This is a genomic window from Faecalibacterium gallinarum, assembly GCF_022180365.1.
Taxonomy (GTDB): domain Bacteria; phylum Bacillota; class Clostridia; order Oscillospirales; family Ruminococcaceae; genus Faecalibacterium; species Faecalibacterium gallinarum.
Genome location: NZ_BQKV01000058.1, coordinates 1 through 18,226 on the forward strand (window position 1 = coordinate 1; position 18,226 = coordinate 18,226).

At 48.7% G+C, this 18,226-nt stretch carries 13 protein-coding genes; 12 read left to right on the plus strand and 1 reads right to left on the minus strand.

The window, feature by feature from the left end:
* Positions 1 to 534: 534 nt before the first annotated feature.
* Positions 535 to 1,221, minus strand: a complete 687-nt coding sequence (locus JCM17207_RS08695) for an alpha/beta hydrolase (RefSeq protein ID WP_238317278.1) — start codon at positions 1,219 to 1,221, stop codon at positions 535 to 537.
* Positions 1,222 to 1,435: 214 nt separating this feature from the next.
* On the opposite strand from JCM17207_RS08695, the gene JCM17207_RS08700 reads away from it, so the two are divergent.
* The 12 genes from JCM17207_RS08700 to JCM17207_RS08755 all read left to right on the plus strand — a co-directional run bounded on the left by JCM17207_RS08700 (position 1,436) and on the right by JCM17207_RS08755 (position 18,162).
* On the plus strand, positions 1,436 to 4,591 hold the full coding sequence (locus JCM17207_RS08700; RefSeq protein ID WP_238317279.1) for a DEAD/DEAH box helicase: 3,156 nt from the start codon (positions 1,436 to 1,438) through the stop codon (positions 4,589 to 4,591).
* 261 nt (positions 4,592 to 4,852) lie between these two features.
* Positions 4,853 to 5,833, plus strand: coding sequence for a DNA-methyltransferase (locus JCM17207_RS08705; RefSeq protein ID WP_238317280.1), 981 nt, complete (start codon positions 4,853 to 4,855; stop codon positions 5,831 to 5,833).
* Entirely contained in the window at positions 5,830 to 7,833 is a 2,004-nt protein-coding gene (locus JCM17207_RS08710; RefSeq protein WP_238317281.1) for an ATP-binding protein, read from the plus strand. Before JCM17207_RS08705 ends, JCM17207_RS08710 begins: the two co-directional genes overlap by 4 nt.
* Positions 7,834 to 7,837: 4 nt before the next feature.
* Entirely contained in the window at positions 7,838 to 9,175 is a 1,338-nt protein-coding gene (locus tag JCM17207_RS08715; RefSeq protein WP_238317282.1) for a hypothetical protein, read from the plus strand.
* A 743-nt stretch (positions 9,176 to 9,918) separates the two neighbouring features.
* Positions 9,919 to 10,302, plus strand: a complete 384-nt coding sequence (locus JCM17207_RS08720; RefSeq protein WP_282449887.1) for a (deoxy)nucleoside triphosphate pyrophosphohydrolase — start codon at positions 9,919 to 9,921, stop codon at positions 10,300 to 10,302.
* The gene (locus JCM17207_RS08725) at positions 10,292 to 10,609 is read left to right on the plus strand and encodes a nucleoside triphosphate pyrophosphohydrolase (RefSeq protein WP_238317283.1); all 318 of its coding nucleotides are present in this window, start codon (positions 10,292 to 10,294) and stop codon (positions 10,607 to 10,609) included. The genes JCM17207_RS08720 and JCM17207_RS08725 overlap by 11 nt, the downstream gene beginning before the upstream one ends.
* The gene (locus tag JCM17207_RS08730) at positions 10,606 to 11,064 is read left to right on the plus strand and encodes a DUF6998 domain-containing protein (protein ID WP_238317284.1); all 459 of its coding nucleotides are present in this window, start codon (positions 10,606 to 10,608) and stop codon (positions 11,062 to 11,064) included. Before JCM17207_RS08725 ends, JCM17207_RS08730 begins: the two co-directional genes overlap by 4 nt.
* 10 nt (positions 11,065 to 11,074) lie before the next feature.
* Positions 11,075 to 13,345 carry a DEAD/DEAH box helicase gene (locus JCM17207_RS08735; RefSeq protein WP_238317285.1) on the plus strand — a complete coding sequence of 757 codons (2,271 nt, stop codon included), beginning with the start codon at positions 11,075 to 11,077 and terminating at the stop codon, positions 13,343 to 13,345.
* Between the two features lie 36 nt (positions 13,346 to 13,381).
* On the plus strand, positions 13,382 to 14,392 hold the full coding sequence (locus JCM17207_RS08740; RefSeq protein WP_238317286.1) for a hypothetical protein: 1,011 nt from the start codon (positions 13,382 to 13,384) through the stop codon (positions 14,390 to 14,392).
* A 61-nt stretch (positions 14,393 to 14,453) separates the two neighbouring features.
* Positions 14,454 to 17,153 carry a DEAD/DEAH box helicase gene (locus tag JCM17207_RS08745; protein WP_238317287.1) on the plus strand — a complete coding sequence of 900 codons (2,700 nt, stop codon included), beginning with the start codon at positions 14,454 to 14,456 and terminating at the stop codon, positions 17,151 to 17,153.
* A 38-nt stretch (positions 17,154 to 17,191) separates the two neighbouring features.
* Positions 17,192 to 17,725 carry a GDSL-type esterase/lipase family protein gene (locus JCM17207_RS08750; protein WP_238317288.1) on the plus strand — a complete coding sequence of 178 codons (534 nt, stop codon included), beginning with the start codon at positions 17,192 to 17,194 and terminating at the stop codon, positions 17,723 to 17,725.
* A complete protein-coding gene (locus tag JCM17207_RS08755; RefSeq protein ID WP_238317289.1) occupies positions 17,722 to 18,162 on the plus strand; it encodes a rhodanese-like domain-containing protein in 441 nt (146 codons plus the stop codon). The genes JCM17207_RS08750 and JCM17207_RS08755 overlap by 4 nt, the downstream gene beginning before the upstream one ends.
* Positions 18,163 to 18,226: the final 64 nt, after the last annotated feature.

The following is an 18,226-nucleotide window of genomic DNA, read 5'->3' on the forward strand; positions in this document are numbered from 1 at the left end:
GCTCCTGCCTCTCGCAAGGCTAGAATTTCTTCCTCTTTCACTTGGATATGTGTGTATTTTTGTCTGGACATACGAACACCCCCTGTATAGGTTTATTTTCCTACACAGGGGGCGTTTTGTCTATTGTCCGTTTTTACTGGTTCAGTTCAGGCTCCAGGGGGCTTATGCTTAATCGGAGTGGCGAGACTCGAACTCGCGGCCTCCTGCTCCCAAACGGTTGAACTAATTTTTTTCTGGTGTTTTCTAATAGTTTTTAACCATTTTCACTACATTTCGCTCACTCTTTGCCGCTCTTAATTCCACTGTTTCCGAGTGCTCCGACGCTGTCTGTGGTCAAACATGTGGTCAAAGAGCCCTTCTTGACCAGGCGAGGCATTCGCTACTGCCGCCTGTCCAGAAGGGCTCTTTTCATATTCAGGTTTGGGGTATTGTACCTCTGCCGGGACCGAGAAGCAAGGTATTTTTTCGAGTCAGGCGTATCAATTTTTAACACGCCTATACAAAGAATATAGCCTGGAGAGAGGAGGAGTTACCTCACCTGCTCAGGAGCCAACAGAGGCCTGCAGCTGTGCGTTCCGCAGCATGATTGTAGTGATTACCTGGATTCAGCTGGAACACTGTGTCAATTCCCTTGGCCTGATAGAAGGACCGAATCTCTTCCGTGTTCTGCCTGACATTTCTCAGAAGTGGGTTTCGAGTTTTATTCTCCTTGTCACCCAGAGAAAAGTACATGTAGTCCGGCAAACGCTTTGGCTCATGGGAGAAAATGTACTCCTTTATTCCGGGAAACCAGAGAGAACCGGATATGCTACCACCCCGTGAAAAGAGATCCGTCCGGTAGATGGCATACAGCGCAAACAGCCCCGCCAGAGAGTACCCGGCGATCCCACTCCAAGACGGCACACCATTAATCCCCTTCTCTACCGTTGGGATGATTTCCTCGGTCAGGAGCTGTAGATAGTCGTCCGCACCACCGATGCAGGGCTCAGCATTTTTGAAGGCAGGTGGACTGTCCCAGGGCACCATGTCGTGATTCCAGTCCAGATCACTGATAGCCACCAGCGTGAACGGCGGACAGCCAGCGGCCTGTGCGGTCTCATATACCTTCTGGCCTTCATCAGAGAAAGTGTTGAGATAGATAATAGGCACGTTTACTTCAAAACTTGGAAAAATGGATATCGTTTTGCCCTTTGTTGATAAAGTGTACATAGCTTGAATCATCCGCTTTCTATTTTGACAGATAGTGTCCTGCAGAATAATCCTGCTTATTGGACAAATATAATGCTAAACTGATTTCCAATGAAGAGAAACAGGATATATCAAAGCCGGATAGCTTTGTTTATATTTGCCAATAAGTTCTTGTCGGATTTTGGAATTTCAGTTATACTAAGTACAATATACATCTACAAAGAGAAGATAGGAAGAGTGGAATATAATGCTGCCTCCCGGCCTTTACGAGCAAGTCATCAATACTGCCTTGAACCGCGAGCTTTCGGAGATTTCTGATGCCCGCAAATCAGTTGTGCCTATTGACAAAGCGGAGGCCTCCAAGGTTTTGGCACAGTACTTGGCAGATGTGGTGCAAAAAGCTCTGGAGAATGTAGTGGACAATGGCGGGGACCTCTCCACACAGATCGGCCTTGCCAACCAAATCGTAGACCTAATTCAGAACATAACCCAAGAAGCTGACTTTGCCGCGCTGAGCATCGACCAGCGGGCGGAGCAGCTTCTTGCGCTTTTACGGGAGCAGGACCCACGGCTGGCGGTGGGCAAAACAGCTGCCGATCTGAGTCGGCCGGAGACCTCCATCGCCCAAAGCAGCCTGTTTACCGGGGCTATCCATGAGCCCCAGATGTACTCGGAACTGAAAAAGGAAATTGTCTCCGCAGACCGCATCGATATGCTGGTGTCCTTTATCAAGTGGAGCGGTCTGTGGCTCTTGATGGACGAGCTGCGAGAGTTTACCCAAAACGGTGGCGAGTTGCGGATCATCACCACCTCCTACATGGGAGCCACCGATGTGAAGGCCATTGAGGAGCTGCGGGCACTGCCCAACACAAAAATCAAGGTCAGCTACGACACCAAACGTACCCGCCTCCACGCTAAGACCTATGTCTTTTACCGGGATACCGGCTTTACCACCGCCTATGTAGGTTCCTCCAACCTGTCCAACGCCGCCATCTCCAGCGGACTGGAGTGGAATGTGAAGGTGACTCGCCGGGATTTGCCGGAGACCATCGAAAAGATCGCCGCCACCTTCGAGAGCTACTGGAATTCCAGTGAATTTGAGTACTACTCCGAAGATCAGAAGGAGCGGCTGGCCCGGGCGCTGAAGGCGGAAAAATACTTCAACGCCAACAATGCCGAAGTCTACACCATGGATATTGCGCCCTACTCTTACCAGCAGGAGATCCTGGACAAGCTGGAAGCGGAGCGCGCCGTCCGGGGCTACACCCGCAATCTGGTGGTGGCCGCCACCGGCACCGGAAAAACAGTGATCTCCGCCCTGGACTATAAGCGTTTTTGCAGGCAACATCCCGGAAAGCCCTGCCGACTGCTCTTTGTGGCCCACCGGGAGGAGATCCTGCGGCAAAGCCTGTACACCTTCCGGGCGGTTTTGAAGGACGCCAATTTCGGAGAGCTGTTTGTGGGCAACTACCGTCCAGAGGGCATTGACCACCTGTTTCTGTCTATCCAGACCTTCAACTCCCAGGATTTCACCGCCAAGACCGCCCCGGATTTTTATGACTACATTGTGGTGGACGAATTCCACCACGCGGCGGCGCCTACCTATCAGAAGTTGCTGTCCTACTACCAGCCTCAGATCCTCCTGGGCCTGACCGCCACTCCGGAGCGTATGGACGGCAAGAGCGTGCTGCCCTACTTCAACAACCGGATCGCCGTGGAAATCCGTCTGCCGGAGGCCGTTGACCGCAAGCTGCTGTGCCCCTTCCAGTATTTCGGCGTCACCGACACGGTGGACCTGAATACCTTGAAATGGAGCGCCGGCGGCTACGACAAAAATGAGCTTTCCAATCTCTACACCCTCAGTGGTGCCGTGGCCAACCGTCGCGCCGATCTGGTGGTGTCCTCCCTTCTCAAGTATGTGACCGACATCGACGAGGTGAAGGGCCTGGGCTTCTGCGTGTCCATTGAACATGCGGAGTTTATGTGCCGCTACTTCAACAGCCACGGCATCCCCTCCATTTTCCTGACCGGGAAATCCTCTGACGATGAGAGGAAAGCCGCCAAGGGGCGGCTGGTGAGCGGCGAGGTGCGCTTCATTTTCGTGGTGGACATCTACAACGAGGGCGTGGACATCCCAGAGGTCAATACGGTGCTGTTCCTGCGGCCCACCGAGTCCTTGACCATCTTCCTCCAGCAGCTGGGCCGTGGCCTACGGCTGGCGGAGGATAAGGAATGCCTGACCGTGCTGGATTTTATCGGCCAGGCCAACAAGCGGTATAACTTTGAGGACAAGTTTGCCGCCCTGCTGTCCAATACCACTCGCAGCGTGACCCGGGAGATTAAAGACGGGTTTATCTCCGCGCCCAAGGGCTGCTATATCCATCTGGAGAAGAAGGCTGCCAAGTACATCCTGGATAACATCCGTGCCTCCTACGGCAATACCGCCGGGCTGGTGTCTCGGGTTGCCAGCTTTGCGGAGGATAGCGGTTTGAATCTGACCCTGGCAAACTTTCTGGACTATTATCATTTGGACCCCAGGACAATCTACAAGTTTTCCTCCTTCTCTCGCATCTGTGCCAGGGCGGATGTGATAGCGGATTTTAACGAACCGCTGGAGGAGGTCCTGACGAAAGCCCTGGGCCGGCTGGCCGTTGTGGACTCCCGGCGCTGGATCCGCTTTTTGCTGGATCTGCTGCCCCGCCTGGACGATGTGGACTTTCCGACGCTGGGCGAGCTGGAGCAGCGGATGCTCCAGATGTTCTATGTGACCGTTTGGGGCAAGGCGGCAGAGAATTGGGCGTCCGATGAGGTGCTGGACAACCTGTATGCCCTCTCGGACAGTCCCGTGCTGCTGGGCGAGCTTTTGGATTTGCTCCGCTATCGATATGAGCAGATCGACTTCATTGACGAGCCGGTGGAGCTGAGCTTTGACTGCCCGCTGGATCTCCACTGCACCTATACCCGGGACCAGCTGCTGGTGGCGTTGGATTTTCTGAAACCCGCCACGGTCCGTGAGGGTGTCAAGTGGCTGCCGGAGAAACAACTGGATGTGTTCTTTGTGACGCTGAATAAGGCGGACAAGGACTACTCGCCCACCACCATGTATCACGATTACTCCGTGAGCGAGACCCTGTTCCACTGGCAGAGCCAGAGTACCACAGCGGCAGACTCACCCACCGGACAGCGGTACATTCACCACAGGGAGCGGGGGAGCAAGGTGCTGCTGTTTGTCCGGGAGTTCAAGGCGGACCGGATCACCGGAGGCGCCGAGGCCTATACCTTCCTGGGCACGGCGAATTATGTGAAGCACAATGGGAGCAGACCCATGAATATCACCTGGCAGCTGGACCGACCGATTCCGGCGAAGTTTTTGAAGAAGACAAATAAATTGGTGGTGGGATAGTGTGAAAGTCTATACAAAATACAATAATACAATAATTAATAGGGGCCTTTAAAGAAGTAATAAAAGTGATCGAAATCTTCAGCAAGTAGTAGCATGTTTTAAAATAGAGGATGACCTCTAAAGATATATACCTAATTTTTGATGTTTTAAATTAATACAAGCTTTTTTTGAAACTACGTTCGATATATTTGAAATTAAATTAAGTGGGAAGAGACAAGATGTTCTTTAAAGAATAGCCGGAGAACGGGAGAGTGACTAAAAATGAGTAATAAACTATACAGCACCGATTATGGAAAATATTATTTAGGAAAATGTGAAGAAACAATTCAAGAACTAAAGCTAAAGGAAAAAGTGCAGTTAATACTTACTTCTCCACCATTTCCTCTCAATAATAAAAAACAATATGGAAATTTAAATGGTGAGGAATATCTAACGTGGTTTACAGGGTTAGCAGAACTATTTTCAAGTGTATTGGCGCCAAATGGATCTATTGTAATTGAAATGGGTAATGCCTGGGAGAAAAATCGTCCCGTACAATCATTATTGCATTTGAATAGTCTTTTAAGCTTTGTAAATAACGAAAAAGCAGGACTCAGACTGTGCCAAGAATTCATATGTTATAATCCTGCAAGATTACCATCTCCAGCTCAATGGGTAACAATTAATCGAATTAGAGCTATTGATAGTTTTACTCATATATGGTGGATGTCAAACTCAGATTATCCCAAAGCAGATAATCGTCGAGTATTGCGGCCATATAGCAAAAAAATGAAAAAATTACTTGAATCAGGCAAGTTCAATTCAGGTAAACGTCCATCAGAACATGTAATCAGCGAAAAAGGATTTTTGACCGATAATCATGGGAGCATATCACATAATGTTTTGGAATTAGAACAAATAGATGAAGACAGGGAGTTGCGGTTACCCTATTCTATGTTTAGTATTTCAAATACGAAGTCAAACGATTTCTTTACAAAGACCTGTAAAGAAAAAGGAATAGTTCCTCATCCTGCGCGAATGCCGCTCGAGCTGGCAAGCTTCTTTATTGAATTTTTGACAGATGAAGGAGACTTGGTGCTTGACCCATTTGGAGGTAGCAATACTACGGGATTCTGTGCTGAAAAACTAAAACGCCAATGGATAAGCATAGAGGCCAACATGGATTATGGGAAGCAATCTATCATTCGTTTCAAAGAGCCATCACTAAATTCAAGTATTAAAATGGGGGCATTTGAGTTATGAGTTTGACGCAAGAGATAAAAAACTTAGCTATGGTGGATATTTTTGCTGAAGCTAAAAAAGCTGATTTATTTATTGGGAGACCTTACTATCTTGATTTTGATAAAGCATATTTACTGATAACAGATGCTTGGAAAGAAAAGGTGGGTGGAATTCCTCAAGGAACATTTTTACTTGCTTTTTACGAAAACGAAAATGACGATGTAGATGAATGCTTGTTGTTACGAGCACTCAGGCCTGCAAAGCTTCCCACGGATAATGATGTAATTGCATCTATGGTAGAATACTATAAGGATAATCTCAAAACTTCAGGCAAAAAAAATCAGCTTGATGACTTCACAAAATATACGTTTAGCTTTTCAGGCCTGGAATGTAGAATCCTTGGCACGTTTTACCGCGATGAAAGTGGGAAAATTCAGTTTGGCGCCGATGTGGAAAATTATTATAGTGCGCATAATTATGTTGCATATAAGCCTGTTGGTGAGGTTCTTGAACAAATCGTTAATTTTAGAGACGGAAACACTTCTATTGGCTGCAATACAGATTACAGAATCGGAAAAATTCGATATAGTTCCAGCCGGCGCTTTCAAGATAAGCATCCAGACGTTCCCGTATATGTCAGTCCAAGTGATTTTTTAGGTAAACGGACCGCTTTGTTCGGTATGACGAGAACAGGTAAGTCTAATACGGTAAAAAAAGTGATTGAGGCTACAACAGAGGTAAGTGAAAAAGCAGCCAACACTTGTATACATGTTACGACTTCTTCTACCATAGATAATGTAAAACAGTTTAAAGATGATGGCACACCAAAGTATAAAGTTGGGCAGATAATATTTGATATGAATGGAGAATACGCAAATGCGAACCTCCAAGACGAAGGTACTGCAATATTCGAAAAGTATCAACAGATAACAACCAGGTATAGTGTTCTGGATAAACCAGGTTTTAAAGTATTAAAAGTAAATTTTTATAATGAAATATCGGTAGGGTTTGAACTGATTTGCAATTTGCTTGCTGACGAAAATGGAGATTACATAAAGAGTTTTACCGCCATAGATTTAGAGGAGCCAGTAGAAAAGTCTGGTTCTGCATACATCAGATGGGCACGTAAATCTGCGGCATATCAGTGCTGTCTCAAAATGGCTGGTTTTACTGTGCCAAAAAATCATAAAGTAAAATTTACAGGAAACAAAGAAATAAACAGCCGTATTGTTAAAGATCGGGCCATAGATCCTTCCACTGGAATTAATTTAGATGACGCTATTACATTTTGGAATTGGGTGGCCGATCATCAGGATGACCAGTTTTTCACTGATTATCGCAGCAAAAATGGACATGATTGGGTGGATGAAGATTTAAAAGCCTTACTCGTATTTTTAACGAGAAAACGCAATTTGAATGGCTCAGCCAGTTTGACGGGATACAGAAAGCTCGTACCCTTGAAGGATTATCACACTGTTCAATCAGATTCGCCTTTTGAAGTTGACATAGTTGAGCAGCTTAGAAAAGGTAATATTGTTATAATTGACTTGTCACAAGGTGACCCTGTTATTCAGCAAACTTTTGCCGAAAAAATTTGCTTGAGTGTATTCCGAAATGCTATAAATAACTTTGTAAACAACAGTCTAAATAATTTTATCCAATTTTATTTTGAAGAGGCACACAATCTATTTCCTAAAAAAGAAGATAAAGACTTAAGTGGCATTTATAATCGGATTGCTAAGGAAGGCGCAAAGTTAAATATAGGAATGATCTATGCTACACAAGAAGTCAGTTCAATTTCCTCAAACATATTAAAAAATACTCAAAATTGGTTTATTGCACACTTAAATAACGAAGATGAGCTAAAAGAAATCAAGAAGTTTTACGATTTTTCCGATTTCTGTGATAGCCTAATTCGCTATAGTTCCGGAAGTGATAAGGGTTTTATTAGAATGAAAACCTATTCTAATGCCTTTGTTGTGCCAGTCCAAATTGATAGATTTACGGCACAGGGAGATTAACAATATGAGCTATGGTAATGACTATTCAAATAAGCCTTTTGAGAGAGCAAGTAAAACATCACATACTAATATCATAAATGATGCTGCAGTTCAATCTTTCTTATCAAAGTGTAAAATTCCTCCTTACTATGAGGAAATAGAAGACAAAGATATCAAGCTTTACACACTCAAAGAGTCTATTAATAATCCAATAAAAAACATTGTTACTATTGATGGAGGTTATACAAACATTTTTGTAAAGGAAGATTTTCCTTCATCAACCATCGGTTTCTTTCAATTTGGTGCATTATTTTTTAAACATCAAGATTTGTTAGATTTAAAACAAAAGCCATTTATAGATCCAGACGATTTTTCTAAACTTCAAAATATACAAAGGATAAAACTTGTTGTTCCAACAAAAGGCATTGCCCTTGATGGTGAAGTTGACTTTTTATCGTCAGTTAGAAGGACAATATATGAATTCTTCATGTCCCAACCAGAGAGAAATGGATTCATGGATGCATTAAAATGGCTTATTTTTGAAGAGTATAATGCCCCCAATGTCAAAGATACTTGGCATTTAGCTACTTGTCCCAATTGTAATGAGGGAGTCGATATACAGAGGCATAAAATTCAAAGTGACTACACTATAAAGTGTCCTCATTGCGGCGAAAAAATATATCTAACAGATGTTTTAAGACTTCACGAAGCCATTGATAATGAGCTTGGAGCTGGTGGAATTCTTGGCTATTTGACAACTACAGTTGAGCAAATTATAATCGTGTATCTTATCAAACAGATGCTCACTATAAGGCCAAGTTTATTAGAGCAGACCCTTTTTGTAAAAGACGGACCGCTTGCTTTTTTTGGTCAAACTGCTAATCTTCACAAGCCTATGCGTCAACTAATGATTTTTTTGAATGAACACCATGCAATCTATTTAGTCGGCCTTGAAAAAAGCGGCTCTTTTGTTGAGCATGCGGTACAAGCATCTAAAAGAATGTTGCCAAAACAGATGTTGTTGCTTGGAAATAGTTATATATATAAATATATAATTCCCGGAAACGGAAGAGATAATGAACCATACGCCAGCTCATCATATTATGGTCATAAGGTTATCTTTAAGTCTGAGCATAACAATGTATATGTAGCAACTATTCCGAATACCCAAGCGAAAGTTGAACCACAAATAGACGACTATATTAATATTAATGAAATTTTATATAATATTACCGCTCTAAAATGTGACTTATATTACAACTCGCTTGTTCCAGTGGTACTTGCCAACAAATTAGTATCACTTGCTGACCATCCAAGCTCAGATCTACTGAAATCATTTGCCAAAGAAAAAATAAACAAATAAAACAATAATTATTTCTAAGACTATAAATCTATCGTCTATTGCCCTTACCATTTGCGGAAAAGCGGCAATTAACCATTAACAGTTGCACTTTTACAATTGACGATGGAGCCTATGGCTCTGACCTAAAGCACCCAGAACTGAGCGGTCGAATCTTTTGATGCGTCAATTCCAAACGGCCCTGGAGAGAGTTTTTTTGCCAGAGCGTAGGTGAGATCGGTCTGACGGATCTAATTCAGCATAGACAATGGTGGCGGTATTTATAGGAAAGAAAAACGAGTAAACGATCAAATCGTCCTGAACATCCAAATATTTGTTCTCTCATGAAACAGTGCTGCTCCACCTGATAGCAGTCGGATACATATTAGCAAATGAATGAGACAAGAATCGATCCTGCCGGCGGCACACAGACGTCCGCCATCCCTCTGCAACAACAAGGTTTTGTTCTCGCTTTCATTATGGCAGTTCCTTGTGACATCTGTTTACTGCTGTGAGAGTTTCCTTTCCTACATGGGAATCCGGTTTACTGAGGTAGACTCCGTAGACGGCGTAGAGGTCATTCATTAAAGTAAGTATTGCTGTTTCAGAAAGTTAAAGTAAACAAATTACAGAAGAAAACAATGACCACACTCCCTGGGTATACCAAATATACATGGAGTGCAGCGGTGGTAGTATCACATAGAAGTCGGTTTGACTGACTCCGACAAATTTCTTTGAGATGATTAAATAGATTGGTGGTAGGACAAATGACAGAAGTGGTAGCAGCCCTGATCTGGAATCAGGACAAGTTTATGATCTGCCAGCGCCCGGCCCATAAAGCCCGAGGGCTTCTGTGGGAGTTTGTAGGGGGCAAGGTAGAACCCGGAGAAACTAAAGAGCAGGCGCTCATTCGGGAGTGTCAGGAGGAACTGGGCGTCACACTGAGTGTCGGTGAGATATTCGTGGATGTAGTCCACGAATATCCTGATCTGACGGTCCATTTGACGCTGTTCCATGCCATCATCCGGGAAGGTACCCCTCAGAAGTTGGAGCACAATGACATCCGCTGGATCACAGTGAATGAGATTGATCAGTATGCGTTTTGCCCTGCGGATGAGGAGATTTTGAGGAGGCTAAAGGATGCCTACTAAAACCTATTACAAACTCGTCCGTGACCGCATCCCTGAAATCATCGAAGCAGATGGGAAAACCTGTGTCTGTGAAACGCTCTCTGACGAGGACTACCTAACTCTCCTGGACCAGAAACTGAACGAGGAACTGACGGAATACCAGGAGAGCAAATCCCTGGAAGAACTGGCCGATCTTCTGGAAGTCATGCAGGCTGCCGTGAAAGCCCGGGGCTGGACGCTGGAAGATCTGGAACGGGTGCGGGCGGACAAGGCTGCCAAACGGGGTGGATTTGAGAAAAAGATCCTGCTGAAGGAAGTGCGGGAATGAGCAAAGCAACGCTCCAGGACTCGGTGGCAGCAAAAATCAAGGCACTTTACGAAATATCTCAGGAGTTGGAGGCGCTATTTCCCGGACGGCACTATACGCCGGATGGCCATATGATCGGGAGCATTGGGGAGGCCTTGGCGGCCAGTTATTATAACCTGGAACTCTTCCCCGCCCCAGAAGAAACGCACGATGCTAAAGCGCCGGATGGCCGTCTGGTACAGATCAAAGCAACGCAAATCGACCGCGTCGCTCTTTCCAGTGAGCCGAAGTGGCTGCTTGTGCTGAAGATACAAAAAGACGGCACTTTTTCAGAGGAATATAATGGGCCCGGCAAACTGGCCTGGGAGCATTGCGGGAAACTGCAGAAAAATGGTCAGCGGTCCATCTCTCTGGCAAAACTGCGAAAACTCCAAGCAACAGTCCCGCAGGCCGAACGACTAAAGCGAATGATGTGAGGTGAACTCTATGTCTACCTACCGCTCCGCCTCTGGCAGCAGTGCCGAGGACCTGTTCATCGAACTGTTCTCCGACACCTTCGGTGCCGAGAAAGCCGGCTATCTCTACTCCCAGTACCCCTTTTCCGACATCTACCAGAACAGCCGGTTTGCCGACTTTCTGATCGAAAACAGCGGACGGAAGGTGGCCATTGAGATCGACGACGAGGCCTCTCACAACCCTAAACTGGTCTCCCAGAACAAGTTCTATGACGACCTGCTCAAGCAGAACAGCATGATCTACCTGGGCTGGGATGTGTACCGCTGGGCGGTGCGGCAGATGCAGCAGCAGCCGGAGACCGTGAAGGACGAGCTGCGGGTCTTCCTGGGGCAGCACCCCAGTTTCAGGGAGATCGAGGACTACCTCCCCACCCAGCGAGGCAAGTCTCTGGACGGCTCCAAGCTGGAGCTGAAAGAGCACCAGAAGCAGGCCCTGGCGGCGCTGGAGGAGATGCGCTGCAACTTCGAGACCATCGCTCTTCTCTACCACGCCACCGGCACCGGCAAGACGGTGACCGCCGTCATGGATGCCAAGCGATTCGGCAAGCGGACACTGTTTCTGGCCCACACGGTAGAGCTGGTGGATCAGGCCACCAAGACCTTCCGGGAACTGTGGCCCCGGGCCACGGTGGGCCGCTATGTGGAGAGTATGAAGCAGGGCAACGCCTTCGTGGTCTGCGGCAGTATTCAGAGCGTGGCACTGAACCTGGAGCGGTTCAAGCCGGATGATTTCGGCTACATCGTCGTGGACGAGGCCCACCACGCCTCCGCCGATACATATCAGAAGGTCCTGTCCTACTTCACGCCGGAATTCACTCTGGGCCTGACCGCCACGCCGGAGCGGGCCGACGACAAGAACATCCTGGACATCTTCAAGAACACCGCCCACAAGCTGGACATCCAGACCGCTGTGGAGATTGGCGAACTGGTGCCGGTGCGGTGCATCCGCATCCACACCAACATCGATTTGACCAAAGTTCGGTTCAACAGCGTCCAGTACAACATCCGGGATCTGGAGAGCAAAATCTATGTGCCGGAGCGGAATCAGCTCATCGTGGACACCTGGCTCCAGTATGTGAAGGACAAGCGGACGGTCATCTTCTGTGCCTCCGTCAAGCACGCCCAGGAGATCGCCGGGCGGCTCCACGACGCCGGTGTGGCCGCCGAGGCGGTGTCCGGCGAGATCAAGGCCAGCGACCGCCGGGAGGTACTGGCCCGATTTGAGAAGGGGGAAATCAAAGTGCTGTGCGCCTGCGACCTACTCAACGAGGGCTGGGACTGCCCGGCCACCGAGGTGCTGTTCATGGCCCGGCCCACCATGTCCAAGGTGCTCTATACCCAGCAGCTGGGCCGGGGCATGCGGCTGGCCCCCGGCAAGGAGAGCCTGATGGTGTTTGACTTCGTGGACAACGCCAGCCAGTACAACATGCCCTACTCCATGCACCGGCTGTTCCGCCTAAAGGAATATAAGCCCGGTGCCCTGGTGCTGGGCACCAAGGGGCAGAAAGCCGCCGAGCAGGGGCTTTATGACAAGGGCGAGCGCCCGGATGCCCTCATCGACTGGCCGGTGGATGCTCTGGATTACGAGTTAGTGGACATCTTCAACTGGCAGGAGGAAGCCGCCGGCATGATCTCCCAGATGGAGTTCGTCCGCCGGGTGGACGTGCAGACCGAGACCATCGAGCGGTATGTCCGGGACGGCCTGCTGGTGCCCGATCTGGCGGTACCCATGAGCGAACACCGGACCTTCAAGTATTTCAAAGAAGAGACGCTTCAGAAATATGCCCAGCAGTACGGCTGGACCCTCATCGACGACTCCAACCGCAAGGACCTGTTTCTGGACATGGTACGGCAGATGGACATGAGTTACTCCTACAAACCGGTGCTCCTCAAGGCGGTGCTGCTGTTTTCCGACGACAAGGGCCGGGTAAAGCTCAGCGACATCGTCACCTACTTCCGGGAGTTCTACGAGGCCCGCCGGACGGCTGGGTTGGTGGTGGAGAAGGCCAACAGCATCTACGCCAAGGGCGGCTACATCGACGCCCAGGCCCAGCGGAATATCCTGTCCAACCCCTTCAAGCGGTTTGAGGACATGCAGATGCTCCATCACACCAAAACCTTAGGCGTAATCCAGGTGGACGAGTCCGTCTGGAAAAAGCTGACCCGGGAGGAGAAGCAGGAGATCGAGCGGATCTGTGATGAGAAGCTGGAGCAGTACTACAGTCGCTTGACAGAAAAATAAGGCTCTATGGTAGTCTGCAACAGGGGGGGAGATTATATGAAAATTCATTATTTCCAGCGGTATCACGCAAAAGAAAATGTGGCGACAGCCAATACCATGCTGCTACTATCGCGGTTGTACCAGTATTCCACAGATAAATTTTTCCGCTTTTTAAACAGCTGGGCTTTCCCGGAGGGGTTTGAATCGGAGATCGTGTTTCAACTCCAGGAAAAGAACGATAAAAGCGTTTTGGATGCCACTATCACCCAGGACAGTTTCAAGATAGCAGTAGAGACCAAACTGTCCGATTGGTTTTATACGGATCAGTTGGAGCGACACTTGTCATCGTTTAAGAACGAGAAACAAAAAGTGCTACTGACTTTGGCTCCGGAGTACATGGAAACAGAAAAGCGGAAGATGTTCGAGAGCAGACTGGCCACTTATAATGCATCCCAGGATACTCCGATTCGCCATGTCAACACAACATTTGAAGAACTGGTCAATCGGATTCAAGAGGTTATTGATGACCGGGATTATGAGATGCAGGAAGTGCTGGAAGACTACTTGAATTACTGCTACCATGATGGTTTAATCCCGGTATCGGATGGCTGGAAATTCATGAGAGTCCAGCTGGCAGGAACTACATTTGATTTCAATGTCCGAGAAAACCTCTACTACGATAACATTGAACGTGGATTCCGCGCACATCGATATCTCGGGTTATATAAAAATAAAAGCGTTCGAGCGGTAGGGGAAGTAATTGCCATCATCACAGGAGTAAAGGATCAAAATGGCGCATTAACGTATCAGGTGGAGCAGGGGGAACTGACCGAAGAACGTAAGAAGGCCATTGAACGAGCAATCCTGGATGGCAAACAATACGGATATGAGTTGGTGGCGACCCGATTTTTCTTTGTAAAACAGTTCTATGAAACGGATTTTCGGAAAAGTACGCCTCGGGCGCCCATGGGGACGCGCATTTTTGATTTAACCACGGTACTTGGGTCAACAGAAATACCAGATACAGAACATCTGGCACAGATCCTTTCTCAAAAAACTTGGGAATAATAAACATCCTTATAGTGCCAAGAACGCAGAAAGGAGGTTTGCGATGGACAGCCGAAAATACATGCTTCTGATCGATGGACAGGATAAGACCGACTCCGTCGCCAGCTTCCGCTTTCAAGACGGCATGTGCGAGGTGGTCTATGCCACTTCTCCTAAACCTTATCGCTACCACGCCGAAAAGGTGCAACTTCTAAAAGTACAGAGCCGAATTGACCCCTCGCAGTTTATCCTTACCGCGGACGGAAATCCTCTTTCGCAGGTCGATGAGATCCTGGATTTTGGCCCCTTTTACCGTTTCCTCAGAACAGGGGAAAAAGCACTTACATACCCCAAAAGCCAAGTGGAACTTCAGAAAAACTGCCTGACAAACCAGAAACAGGCGGGCATTTTTGAGTACTTCAAAGAAACGGCAGCGGCGGTCAGTCTGGTGGCCGAAGGCGGCCTCAATATCTTGAGTGCCCAGTACGAGCGAATCCAGAGCGTCAGCGACGCAACTGTGCTGTCCTGCTACCTGGACTCTTCCAAGAAGCCAGCGGTGCGGGCGCTCCCTGAGGCTGTCATCTACCCCTTTGGCCTGAATCAGAGTCAGAAAACAGCGGTGGAGAACGCCCTTTCCTCCCAGATCAGCATCATCCAGGGGCCTCCCGGTACTGGAAAGACACAGACCATTTTGAATATCATCGCCAATGCCGTTCGAAACGGCCAGACCGTGGCCGTTGTCTCCAATAACAATTCCGCCACTTTAAATGTGGCGGAGAAACTGGAAAAGAAGGATCTCTCTTTTCTGACCGCTTTTCTGGGGAGCCGAGCCAATAAGGAGCATTTCCTGGAGGCGCAGACCGGCCAATATCCCGATATGTCGGCTTGGGTTCTGGAGCCGGAGGAGAAGTCACAACTGGACCAGGAAATGACGAGTCTCTCCAAAGAACTCAGCGAGATGCTCAACGGAAAGAACCGCATTGCCGCCATTGAGCAGGAACTCCTCCAGTTGATACCAGAGCAGCACTATTTCGGAGAGTACTACAGCACCTACGCCCAGGCACCAAGGGATGAGGTGAAAGGGCTCTCCTCTCAAAAGATTCTGTCCCTGTGGTTGGAATATGAGCAGCATGCCCAACAGGAGAGCAAATTGGGTCTGCTCCAGAAGATATCTATCCTCTTTCTCTTTAATCGCAGTGCGCTGAAAGTGTTCCTCCAGTCGCCGGAACTGGTAATCCCGTATCTACAGCGGCAATTCTACGTGGTGCGACGGCAAGAGTTGACAGAAGAGCGGGCTCAGCTGGAGAAAAAGTTGGAGCATTATGCCTTTGACGAAAAGATGGCGGAGTTGACGGAAAAGTCTCTTCGGCTATTCCAAGCGGAGCTGAGTGAAAAGTTCCACTGGAAAGAGCCTCGCCAGTGCTTTGAGATGCGGGACTTCCGCAGAAAGTCCAAAGAGTTCAATCAAGAATATCCGGTAATTTTGAGCACAACCTACTCCATTAAGGGTACCTTGAACTTTGAGTATACCTACGATTACCTCATCGTAGATGAGGCATCCCAAGTGGATTTGGCCACTGGCGCACTTGCCTTCGCCAGTGCCAAAAATATCGTCATTGTGGGAGATCTTCAGCAACTTCCCAATGTGCTGGACAGCCAGAACATTCAGAAAAGTGAGGAAATCTGGGGACGGTATTCCCTCACGGAGACGTATCATTTCACCGCCCACAGTCTACTCTCCTCTGCGATTGCCACATGGCCGGAGGCGCCTACCGTTCTTTTGCGGGAACACTATCGCTGCCATCCCAAGATTATCAATTTCTGCAACCAGAAATTCTATGGCGGAAAGCTCATCGTTATGACAGAGGACCATGAAGAGCCGGATGTCCTGACCATGTACCGGACAACACCCGGCAACCACGCCCGTGGCCATCTGAACCAGAGACAAATTGATGTGATTCGGCAAGAAGTCCTCCCCAGCCTGGAGAGACAGGGGTATGGGAGTATTGGCATCATCACGCCGTACCGGGATCAGGTGGCGGCAATCCAAACACAGCTTGGCAAGGAATTGGAAGTGGCTACCGTCCATAAATTCCAGGGTCGGGAAAAAGACGCCATCGTTCTGACCTCCGTGGATAATGTCATTACGGACTTTGTAGATGATCCCCGGATGCTGAATGTGGCGGTATCCAGGGCGATCAAGTCCTTGACCGTCATTACCTCGCAGGATCCTCAGAATGACCGAACCAACTACGGTGATCTGGCCCGCTATATTGAGTACAACAACTGTGCGGTGATTGAGAGTGCGGTGTATTCTGTTTTTGATCTGCTCTATCAGGGGTATGCTGAACAACGGCGGGCCCTCCTGAAAAAGCATGGGAGGGTTTCAGAATATGACTCAGAAAATCTTGCCTATGCTGTGATCCGGAATATACTCCAAAAGGCAGAGTTTTCTTTTGTGGACTGTGTGGCCCACGTGGCCCTGGTCAATCTGGTGAAAGACTATTCCATGTTGACGGAAGAGGAAACCACATACGCCCGCAATCCTTTGACCCACGTAGACTTTCTCTTGTTCCGCCGGATGGACAAATCACCTCTGCTGGCAGTAGAGGTAGATGGCGCCGCCTTCCACGCCGTGGGGAGTGTCCAGGCAAACAGAGATGAAAAGAAAAACCGGATTTTTGAACAGTGTGGGATTCCGCTGCTTCGGCTTCGGACAGATGGAAGCGGTGAGGAGGAGCGCATAGAACAGGCGCTTCGGTCAGCAGTTTCTAACAGCTGACAAAACTGAGACATTATCAAGAGAAGAGGAAACATAAGATGAACGTCATCTGCTTCGGCGACTCCAACACCTACGGCTACGATCCTCGGGGTTATTTCGGCGGGCGCTATGAGGCGGGCAACCGGTGGGTGGATATCCTGGCAGGGGAGACCGGATGGACAATCTCCAACATGGGACAGAACGGCCGGGAAATCCCCTCCTCCGCCCCCTTCTTTCCCGCCAGCACGGATCTGCTAATCGTCATGCTGGGGACCAACGATCTGCTCCAGGGGCGTAGCCCGAAGCAAGCGACTGAGCGGCTGGAGAGGTTCCTATCCGGCATCTCCCTGGATCGAAGCAAACTCCTGCTGATCGCACCGCCGCCGGTGGCTTTGGGTGAGTGGGTGCCCAGCCCGCAGCTCATTGAGGACTCCCACGCATTTGCCCGGCTCTGCCAGGCCCTGGCGGAGCAGCTGGGTATCCGCTTTGCCGACGCCGGGAAATGGGACATCCCTCTTGCCTATGACGGCGTACATTTCACGGAGCAGGGCCACAGGGCCTTTGCCGCCGGACTTCTGGAGGAACTCAGATGAAACGAATGATCCCCCTGTTGCTCGCACTTCTGCTGCTGGCCGGATGCAGCGGGAATTCCGCTGACGGCGCCTATCAGCAGATCACCCAGGAAGAGGCCAAAGAGATGATGGATACCCAGGAGGTTATCATCCTGGATGTGCGGGAACAGGACGAATACGACAGCGGCCACATCCCCGGCGCTGTCCTGCTGCCGGTGGGTACAATCAATGAGGAAACCGCCGCCGAGGTGATTCCGGAGAAGGACTCCACGGTGCTGGTCTACTGCCGCAGCGGAAACCGTAGCAAGACCGCGTCCTCTACTCTGGCAGAACTGGGCTATACCAACGTCTACGAATTCGGTGGCATTAACACCTGTTGGCGCCGGGAGATCGCAACCATATTTTGTCGGGAGCATTTAACCAATTTTTGTCGGCGAACCCCAGAGCCAGTAGAATAAACAAAAAAGAGCGCCAACAACCCAGCACTCATAGATTAGTTATTCTTTCGTTATTGCCGGCTCA

Coding starts and splice junctions, on each gene's coding strand:
- JCM17207_RS08695 (WP_238317278.1), bottom strand. CDS start 1,221: ATGATTCAAGCTATGTACACTTTATCAACAAAGGGCAAAACGATATCC.
- JCM17207_RS08700 (WP_238317279.1), top strand. CDS start 1,436: ATGCTGCCTCCCGGCCTTTACGAGCAAGTCATCAATACTGCCTTGAAC.
- JCM17207_RS08705 (WP_238317280.1), top strand. CDS start 4,853: ATGAGTAATAAACTATACAGCACCGATTATGGAAAATATTATTTAGGA.
- JCM17207_RS08710 (WP_238317281.1), top strand. CDS start 5,830: ATGAGTTTGACGCAAGAGATAAAAAACTTAGCTATGGTGGATATTTTT.
- JCM17207_RS08715 (WP_238317282.1), top strand. CDS start 7,838: ATGAGCTATGGTAATGACTATTCAAATAAGCCTTTTGAGAGAGCAAGT.
- JCM17207_RS08720 (WP_282449887.1), top strand. CDS start 9,919: ATGACAGAAGTGGTAGCAGCCCTGATCTGGAATCAGGACAAGTTTATG.
- JCM17207_RS08725 (WP_238317283.1), top strand. CDS start 10,292: ATGCCTACTAAAACCTATTACAAACTCGTCCGTGACCGCATCCCTGAA.
- JCM17207_RS08730 (WP_238317284.1), top strand. CDS start 10,606: ATGAGCAAAGCAACGCTCCAGGACTCGGTGGCAGCAAAAATCAAGGCA.
- JCM17207_RS08735 (WP_238317285.1), top strand. CDS start 11,075: ATGTCTACCTACCGCTCCGCCTCTGGCAGCAGTGCCGAGGACCTGTTC.
- JCM17207_RS08740 (WP_238317286.1), top strand. CDS start 13,382: ATGAAAATTCATTATTTCCAGCGGTATCACGCAAAAGAAAATGTGGCG.
- JCM17207_RS08745 (WP_238317287.1), top strand. CDS start 14,454: ATGCTTCTGATCGATGGACAGGATAAGACCGACTCCGTCGCCAGCTTC.
- JCM17207_RS08750 (WP_238317288.1), top strand. CDS start 17,192: ATGAACGTCATCTGCTTCGGCGACTCCAACACCTACGGCTACGATCCT.
- JCM17207_RS08755 (WP_238317289.1), top strand. CDS start 17,722: ATGAAACGAATGATCCCCCTGTTGCTCGCACTTCTGCTGCTGGCCGGA.